5 protein-coding genes and 2 pseudogenes are annotated in these 7,233 nt (G+C 68.8%); 3 read left to right on the top strand and 4 right to left on the bottom strand.

Annotation, left to right across the window (positions count from 1 at the left end):
- Both ACLEQD_RS32970 and ACLEQD_RS32965 read right to left on the bottom strand, forming a co-directional pair.
- Positions 1 to 223: pseudogene (locus tag ACLEQD_RS32970) on the bottom strand (hypothetical protein); the annotation flags it as partial.
- Between the two features lie 7 nt (positions 224 to 230).
- The gene (locus tag ACLEQD_RS32965; protein ID WP_410389477.1) at positions 231 to 1,235 is read right to left on the bottom strand and encodes a cation diffusion facilitator family transporter; all 1,005 of its coding nucleotides are present in this window, start codon (positions 1,233 to 1,235) and stop codon (positions 231 to 233) included.
- Between the two features lie 113 nt (positions 1,236 to 1,348).
- Here ACLEQD_RS32965 and ACLEQD_RS32960 point away from each other — a divergent pair, with 113 nt between their 5' ends.
- The 3 genes from ACLEQD_RS32960 (at position 1,349) to typA (ending at position 5,877) form a co-directional block, all read left to right on the top strand.
- Positions 1,349 to 2,938 carry a sigma 54-interacting transcriptional regulator gene (locus tag ACLEQD_RS32960; RefSeq protein WP_410389475.1) on the top strand — a complete coding sequence of 530 codons (1,590 nt, stop codon included), beginning with the start codon at positions 1,349 to 1,351 and terminating at the stop codon, positions 2,936 to 2,938.
- Positions 2,935 to 3,858, top strand: coding sequence for an alpha/beta fold hydrolase (locus ACLEQD_RS32955; RefSeq protein ID WP_410389473.1), 924 nt, complete (start codon positions 2,935 to 2,937; stop codon positions 3,856 to 3,858). The genes ACLEQD_RS32960 and ACLEQD_RS32955 overlap by 4 nt, the downstream gene beginning before the upstream one ends.
- Positions 3,859 to 4,023: 165 nt before the next feature.
- On the top strand, positions 4,024 to 5,877 hold the full coding sequence (gene typA / locus ACLEQD_RS32950) for a translational GTPase TypA (RefSeq protein WP_410389471.1): 1,854 nt from the start codon (positions 4,024 to 4,026) through the stop codon (positions 5,875 to 5,877).
- A 139-nt stretch (positions 5,878 to 6,016) separates the two neighbouring features.
- Here typA and cglE read toward each other — a convergent pair whose 3' ends face one another.
- Both cglE and ACLEQD_RS32940 read right to left on the bottom strand, forming a co-directional pair.
- Positions 6,017 to 6,616: an adventurous gliding motility protein CglE gene (cglE, locus tag ACLEQD_RS32945; RefSeq protein WP_410389479.1), complete on the bottom strand. Its 600-nt coding sequence runs from the start codon at positions 6,614 to 6,616 to the stop codon at positions 6,017 to 6,019.
- Positions 6,617 to 6,781: 165 nt separating this feature from the next.
- Positions 6,782 to 7,233, bottom strand: a pseudogene (locus ACLEQD_RS32940) (TonB family protein); the annotation flags it as partial.

The following is a 7,233-nucleotide window of genomic DNA, read 5'->3' as shown; positions in this document are numbered from 1 at the left end:
CCGCGCCCAGGAGGCCCGGCAGCGCCCCCTTCGCCAGCACCGGCAGGCACGGCAGCGCCATGGGCGTGGACTCCAGCGCCCGCAGCAGCTCCCGCGGATCCAGCAGGGCACCCGGGAGCCCGGGCCCACCCGCGCCACCACGTTGCCCGGCCGCAGCGACAACACCTTGTCCAGCACGCTCATAGGAGCCGGCCAGAATCCCCGCCCCGCGCGCCTTTCGCAAGCGCGAGTCAGTGCACCTCGCCCAGGTGGGCGTAGGACTGGCTCTCGATCTGGATGGTGGTGTGGTCGATGCCGAAGCGGTCGAAGAGGTCGTGCTTCACCGCGGACAGGATGTCGTCGTTGTTGCAGACCATGGGGTCCGCCACCACCAGGTGCGCCGACAGCGCGTACATCCCGCTGGAGATGGTCCACACATGCAGGTCGTGCACCGCCTGCACGCCCGGCACCTTCCCCATGAGCTCCCGCACCTGCTCCAGGTCCACGTGCGCGGGCACCGCCTCCAGCAGCACGTCCACCGCGTCCTTCACCAGCCGCAGCGCGCCCACGACGATGATCGCGGAGATGAGCACGGAGATGATGGGGTCCACGATGTACCAGCCCGTCCACCACATCACGCCCGCGCCAATCAGCACGCCCACCGACGACAGCGTGTCCCCCAGGACGTGCAGGAACGCGCCGCGCACGTTCATGGAGTGCGTCTGGTGCAGGAAGCCCAGCGCCGCCAGGTTCGCCACCAGGCCGATTCCCGCCACCAGCGCCATGGTCCCCAGCTCCACCGGCGCCGGCGTGCGCAGGCGCTGCCAGGCCTCCATCAGGATGAAGATGGTGATGACCAGCAGCAGCACCCCGTTGAGGAGCGCGCTCAAAATCTCCATCCGGTAGTAGCCGTAGGTCTTCTTCAGGTCCGCGGGCCGCCCGGCGAACCACAGCGCCAGCAGGCTCAGGACCATGGCCGACACGTCCGTCAGCATGTGCCCGGCGTCGGAGAGCAGCGCCAGCGAGTTGGTGAGGAAACCGCCCACCGCCTCCGCCACCATGATGGTCGCCGTCAGCCCCAGCGCGAACAGCAGCCGGCGGCGGTCCTTGCGCCGCTCCTCCGCCAGCCCGCCCCGCTTGGGGCCATGCGAATGCCCATGCCCGGGGCCGTGCGAATGCCCATGGTGGGAATGATCATCATGGTCGTGCGAATGGCCGTGCCCTGCCCTGCCGTGTGTATGTGGGGGTGCGCTCACAGGGAACCAGGGTACGCGAACAGCGCTGTCATTCGGACAGGTGCCGCTGGATTGATTTCGGACAACCCCGTAGATCCGTTGTCCTGATCCGCAACAGGGCGAGGACCGTGGGGATGGACTTCGAGAAGCATCAGAATCTGCACACCATTGTCATGTTGAGGGATGTCATCCGCAAGTGGTGGCAGGTGGAGCTGTCGTTCGCGGATCGCCACGGCGTGGTGCACGACTGGCAGCGCGGGGATTTCATCCCGCCGCCCAACGACTTCTGCCGCCACTCGCTGGGGGCGCGGGAGGGGATGCGGCGGTGTGCCCAGTCGGTGCGGGTGCTGCATGAGAAGTTCAAGGCCGCCAAGAACCTGCGCCGCTCGCTGTTCCACGACTGCCACCTGCGCCTGTCCATCGTGGGCGCGCCGCTCTACATCCGCAACGAGTACGAGGGCTTCCTCTTCGTGGAGGGCTTCGCCCGCCAGCCGCTCACCCCCGGCGACGGCCAGGTGCTGCTGGGGAAGATGCGCGACATCGCCCCCGGGGCGCTGCTGGAGCTGGAGGGCGCCGCGGAGCGCGTGCCGGTGCTGGACGGCTCGGAGCTGAGCAAGCTGTCGGACCTGCTGGAGTTCGCGGTGACGGAGATCGCCAACCAGGAGGTGGAGCTCACGCGCAAGGAGGAGACCATCCAGTCCATGGCCTCCGAGCTGTCCAACCGCTACCGCTTCGAGAAGATCATCGGCCGCTCCGGCGCCATGAACGAGGTGTTCCGGCTGATGGAGAAGGTGGCCAACTCCGACTCCACCGTCCTCATCAACGGCGAGTCCGGCACGGGCAAGGAGCTGGTGGCGCGCGCCATCCACCACAACGGCCCGCGCAAGGACAAGCCGTTCGTCGTGCAGAACTGCTCCGCCTTCAACGACAACCTGCTGGAGAGCGCCCTCTTCGGGCACACCCGGGGCGCCTTCACCGGCGCGCTCAAGGACAAGAAGGGCCTCTTCGAGGTCGCGGACACGGGCACCTTCTTCCTGGACGAGGTGGGCGACATGTCCCCCGCCCTCCAGGTGAAGCTCTTGCGCGTGCTCCAGGAGGGCACCTTCCTGCCCGTGGGCGGCACCCAGTCCCGCGAGGTCGACGTGCGCGTCATCGCCGCCACCCACAAGGACCTGGGGGAGCTGGTGAAGCGCGGCGAGTTCCGCGAGGACCTCTTCTACCGCATCAACGTCATCCGCCTGCAGCTGCCGCCCCTGCGCGAGCGCAAGGACGACCTGCCCGTCCTCATCGACCACTTCCTGCGCAAGCACCACCGCGAGGGCCAGCGCGCGCGGGGCCTGGCGCCGGAGGCCCTGGGCATCCTGGGCGCGTACGCCTGGCCGGGGAACATCCGCGAGCTGGAGAACGAGATTGAACGGCTGCTGGTGCTGGGCGGCGAGCTGGAGGTCATCCCCGCGGAGCTGCTCTCCAGCCGCATCCGCGACGCCGTGGTCCCCGGCGGCGGGCCCTTCATCGCCCCGCGCGCGCACGGCAAGCTGCACGAGGCGGTGGAGTCCCTGGAGAAGGAGATGATCCACCAGGGCCTGGTGCGCACCCGCTACAACAAGAGCCGGCTGTCGCGCGAGCTGGGCATCAGCCGCTCCAACCTCATCCTGAAGATTTCGCGCTACGGGCTGGACAAGGGCATCCCCGAAGGCCTGGACGCGGACGAGGTGGAAGCGTGAGCGCGCCCCATGGCCAGGCGGTCTCCTTCCGCCAGGACTCGCTGCGGGTGCCCGACGGCGCGGACCTCTACTACCAGGTGCGGGGCGACGGCAGCCCGGGCATGGTGCTGTGCGACGGCCTGGGCTGTGACGGCTTCGCGTGGAAGTACCTGCTGCCCTACCTGGGCCGGCGCCATCGGGTGCTGCGCTGGCACTACCGGGGCCACGGCAAGAGCACCGTCCCCACGGACCGCACGCGCATCGGCATGGCGTACACCTGCGACGACCTGGCGCGGGTGATGGACGCGGCGGGGATGCAGAAGGCCGTCCTCTTCGGCCACTCCATGGGCGTGCAGGTGGCGCTGGAGTTCCACCGCCGCTACGCCCGGCGCGTGGAGGGGCTGGTGCTGGTGTGCGGCAGCTACGGCATGCCCCTGGACACCTTCCACGACTCCACGCTGCTCAAGCGCATCTTCCCCACGCTCCGCTCCGCGGTGGAGCGCTTCCCCCGCCACACCGCGCGCATCGTGCACGGGGCGCTCACCACGGAGCTGGTGGTGCAGCTGGCCATCCGCCTGGAGATGAACCCGGAGCTCATCGCGCGCAACGACCTGGCGCCCTACTTCACCCACCTGGCGCGCATGGACCCCGTCGTCTTCGTGCGCACCCTGGACTCGCTGGCGAACCACACCGCCGAGGACCACCTGGAGCATGTGGACGTGCCCACCCTGGTGGTGGCCGGGGAGAAGGACCGCTTCACCCCCGGCTGGCTGTCCCGGAAGATGGCCGAGCGCATCCCCGCCTCCGAGCTCCTGATGGTTTCCGAGGGCACCCATACCGCCCCACTGGAAGTCCCGGGCCTCGTGGAGCTGCGCGTGGAGCGCTTCCTGAGAGAGCGGCTGGGGGTTGAAACGGCCGGGTCACGACCCAAGGTGGGATAAGCGCCCGGGGGGTGGACGGCCTGATTGTCTGCCTGCTGGACACCCGCCTTCATTGCAGGCGGGAAGCCCCCGGCATATAAGCCCCCGCCTTCCGGGTTCCGGTGGGATTGAGAAACCCCGTCCTGGGCGTCTCTCCTCGCACCTTCTTTCAGTCAGTTGGTCCGCATGATCTCTCGCGAAAACATCCGCAACGTCGCCATCGTCGCTCACGTCGACCACGGCAAGACCACCCTCGTCGACCACCTGCTCCGGCAGGCGGGTACCTTCCGCGCCAATGAGCACATGACCGAACGGGTCATGGACTCGAACGACCTCGAGCGCGAGAAGGGCATCACCATCCTCGCGAAGAACACCGCGGTCTCCTACAAGGGGATGCAGATCAACATCATCGACACCCCGGGCCACGCCGACTTCGGTGGCGAGGTGGAGCGCGGTCTGCGCCTGGTCGATGGTGTCATCCTGCTGGTGGACGCCGCCGAAGGTCCCCTGCCCCAGACCCGCTTCGTGCTCACCAAGGCGCTGGCCATGGGCCTGAAGACCGTGCTGGTCATCAACAAGATCGACCGCCAGGACGCCCGGGCCAAGGAAGTGCTGGACCTGGTGTACTCGCTCTACATCGACCTGGGCGCGAACGAAGAGCAGCTGGAGATGCCCGTCCTCTACACCGTCGCGCGCCAGGGTCAGGCCTCCACGTCGCTGGACGTGCCGGGCAAGACGCTGGAGCCGCTGTACGACGCCATCATCAAGCACATCCCGCCCCCGCCCGCGCCTCCGGCGGAGCAGACGACGCTCCAGCTGCTGGTCGCCAACCTGGACTACGACGACTACGTCGGCCGTCTGGCGGTGGGCCGCGTGCAGGCGGGCCGCATCACGGCGAACATGCCCGTGTCCATCGTCCGCGAGGGCGGCAAGGTGCAGCAGGGCAAGATCGTGAAGCTGTACGGCTTCTCCGGCCTGAAGCGCGCGGAGATTCCGGACGCGGGCCCGGGTGAGATCGTCTCCATCGCGGGCATCGAGGAGATCTCCATCGGCGACACCATCGCGGACTTCGAGAAGCCCGTGGCGCTGCCGCGCATCACCGTGGACGAGCCCACGATGATGATGATCTTCAAGGTCAACGACGGGCCGCTGGCGGGCAAGGAAGGCAAGTTCGTCACCTCCCGCAACCTGCGCGAGCGCCTGTACCGCGAGGCCTACCGCAACGTGGCCGTGCGCGTGGAGGACACCGCGACGCCGGACGCGTTCCGCGTGGTGGGCCGTGGCGAACTGGCGCTGGCGGTCATCATCGAGAACATGCGCCGCGAGGGCTACGAGCTCACCGCCTCCAACCCGGAGCCCATCACCAAGGTGGTGGACGGGCAGACGCACGAGCCCATGGAGCTGCTCTTCTGCGACGTGCCGGAGAACAGCGTGGGCGCGGTGACGGAGCGCCTGGGGCCCCGCAAGGGCCGCATGACGGACATGACGCAGCTGGGCTCGGGCCGCACCCGCCTCCAGTTCCGCATCCCCGCGCGCGGCCTCATCGGGTTCCGCTCGGAGTTCCTCACCATCACGCGCGGTGAGGGCATCATGAGCAGCCAGTTCGACGGCTTCGAGCCGTGGTTCGGCTACATCCCCAAGCGCGCCAACGGCGCCATGGTCTCCGACCGCCTGGGCGACACGGTGCCGTACGCGCTGTTCAGCATCCAGGAGCGCGGTCAGCTCTTCGTGGGCGCGGGCACCACCGTGTACGAGGGCATGATCATCGGCGAGCACGCGCACCCGTCCGAGCTCAACGTCAACTGCTGCCGCGAGAAGAAGCTCACCAACATCCGCGCCGCCGGCCGCGACGAGAACGTCATCCTCGTCCCGCCGCGCGAGATGGGGCTGGAGAAGGCCCTGGAGTGGATCGCCGACGACGAGCTCGTCGAGGTGACGCCCAAGTCCGTGCGCATGCGCAAGAAGGCGCTGGCCGTGGGCGAGCGCTACCGCGCCGAGCGCGACCGCAAGCGCGAGGAGCGCGCCGAGGCGGCGGACTGAAGCCGTCCCGATAGCGCCTGAAGCTTCCAGGGGCCGTCATCCGCGCACACGCGGGTGGCGGCCCCTGCTTCGTTCCGGGCCGCGAGCCGGTTCCGCGGATCCAACGCCTCCTGCCGGCAGGCGGCGCGGCGTTGAAGCCTCAGAACGTGTACTTCACGCGCGGGAACACGGCGAACGACATGATGTTGGGCCCGAAGATGTAGCGCCCCAGCAGGTCCGCCCCCACGGAGAAGTGGTCGAAGGACGTCGCGTACTCCACGCCCACGCCCAGGCCCGCGTTGAGGGCGTTGATGGAGCGGCCCGGGTCGCCCTTGTCCGGATCCACCGGCGTGGGGTCCAGGCGCGTGTAGCCCGCCGCCACCTTGGGCGTCAGGTAGAAGCGGTGGGCCAGCTGCACGTGGTACGCGGCCGTCAGGTCGCCAAAGGCCACCGTGAAGTTGTCCGACAGCGCGCACACGTTGGAGTCCGGCAGGTAGCCCGCGAAGCAGTTCTGCGCGGAGGACCCCAGCGCGAAGTGGGCGCCCAGCGACAGCCGCTCCGTCAGGTCGTAGCCGATGCCCAGCTGCACGTACGACTGCGCGTTGGAGTAGTTGTTCCCGCCGCCCACCGTGAAGAACACCCCGACGTCGGTCTCGGTGAAGAACCCCCGGCGCGGCTCGAACGGGACGCCCTCCGGCGGGGTGGCTCCCAGGGCCGGCGTCGCCAGCGCGAGCGCGGCCAACAGCAGCGACTTCCTCACGACTCCTCCCGTCACGTTGTCCTCCTGCTCCCTCGCACTCCGGGCAGCAGCGGCACCGACAGTAGTGATGCCGGGCACGAAACGGCAGCGGGGAAAAACGAAAATGGCGTGGACCGTTTCGTCCACGCCACTTCGGTCTTCCAGTCTACGAATCGCGCCTTGGCGCTACTCAGCGCCCGAGGGCGAGAACAGCCAGGGGTACGTCACGTTCACCACGCCGCCGCCCTTGGGCTCCGGGAACTTCCAGCGGCGGATGCGGGAGATCATGCACTGCTCCGCCGGGGTGCTGCCCAGCGTGGACTCCGACACGCTGGCGTCCGCCACCGCGCCCGCCGGGTCGATGGTGAAGGCCACCGCGACCTTGCCGGCCAGCGACGGGTTCTTGTTCAGCTCCGACTCGTAGCAGTACTTGATTTCATTCTGGTGCCGCCGGATGACCTTGGCGATGACGTCCTTGTCCAGGCCGCCAATCACCGTCGTCTTGCCGGGGATGACCTTGGTGATGGACTTGCCGCGGCGCCCAGGTCGATGCCGGACCCGCCCGTGCCCCGGCCGTTGCCCTGGGTGCCCAGGCCGCTGATGCCCAGCGCCGTGCCGCCACCGCCGTTGCCCGTGCC

The sequence above is a fragment of the Corallococcus sp. 4LFB genome (assembly GCF_046520365.1).
Taxonomy (GTDB): Bacteria; Myxococcota; Myxococcia; order Myxococcales; family Myxococcaceae; genus Corallococcus; species Corallococcus caeni.
Note: the sequence above shows the minus strand (reverse complement) of the source record. Positions and strands in the feature narration are given on the sequence as shown.

Bases quoted from the DNA above. Each gene is read 5' to 3' on its own strand.
- ACLEQD_RS32960 (WP_410389475.1), top strand. From the start codon at position 1,349: ATGGACTTCGAGAAGCATCAGAATCTGCACACCATTGTCATGTTGAGG.
- typA (WP_410389471.1), top strand. From the start codon at position 4,024: ATGATCTCTCGCGAAAACATCCGCAACGTCGCCATCGTCGCTCACGTC.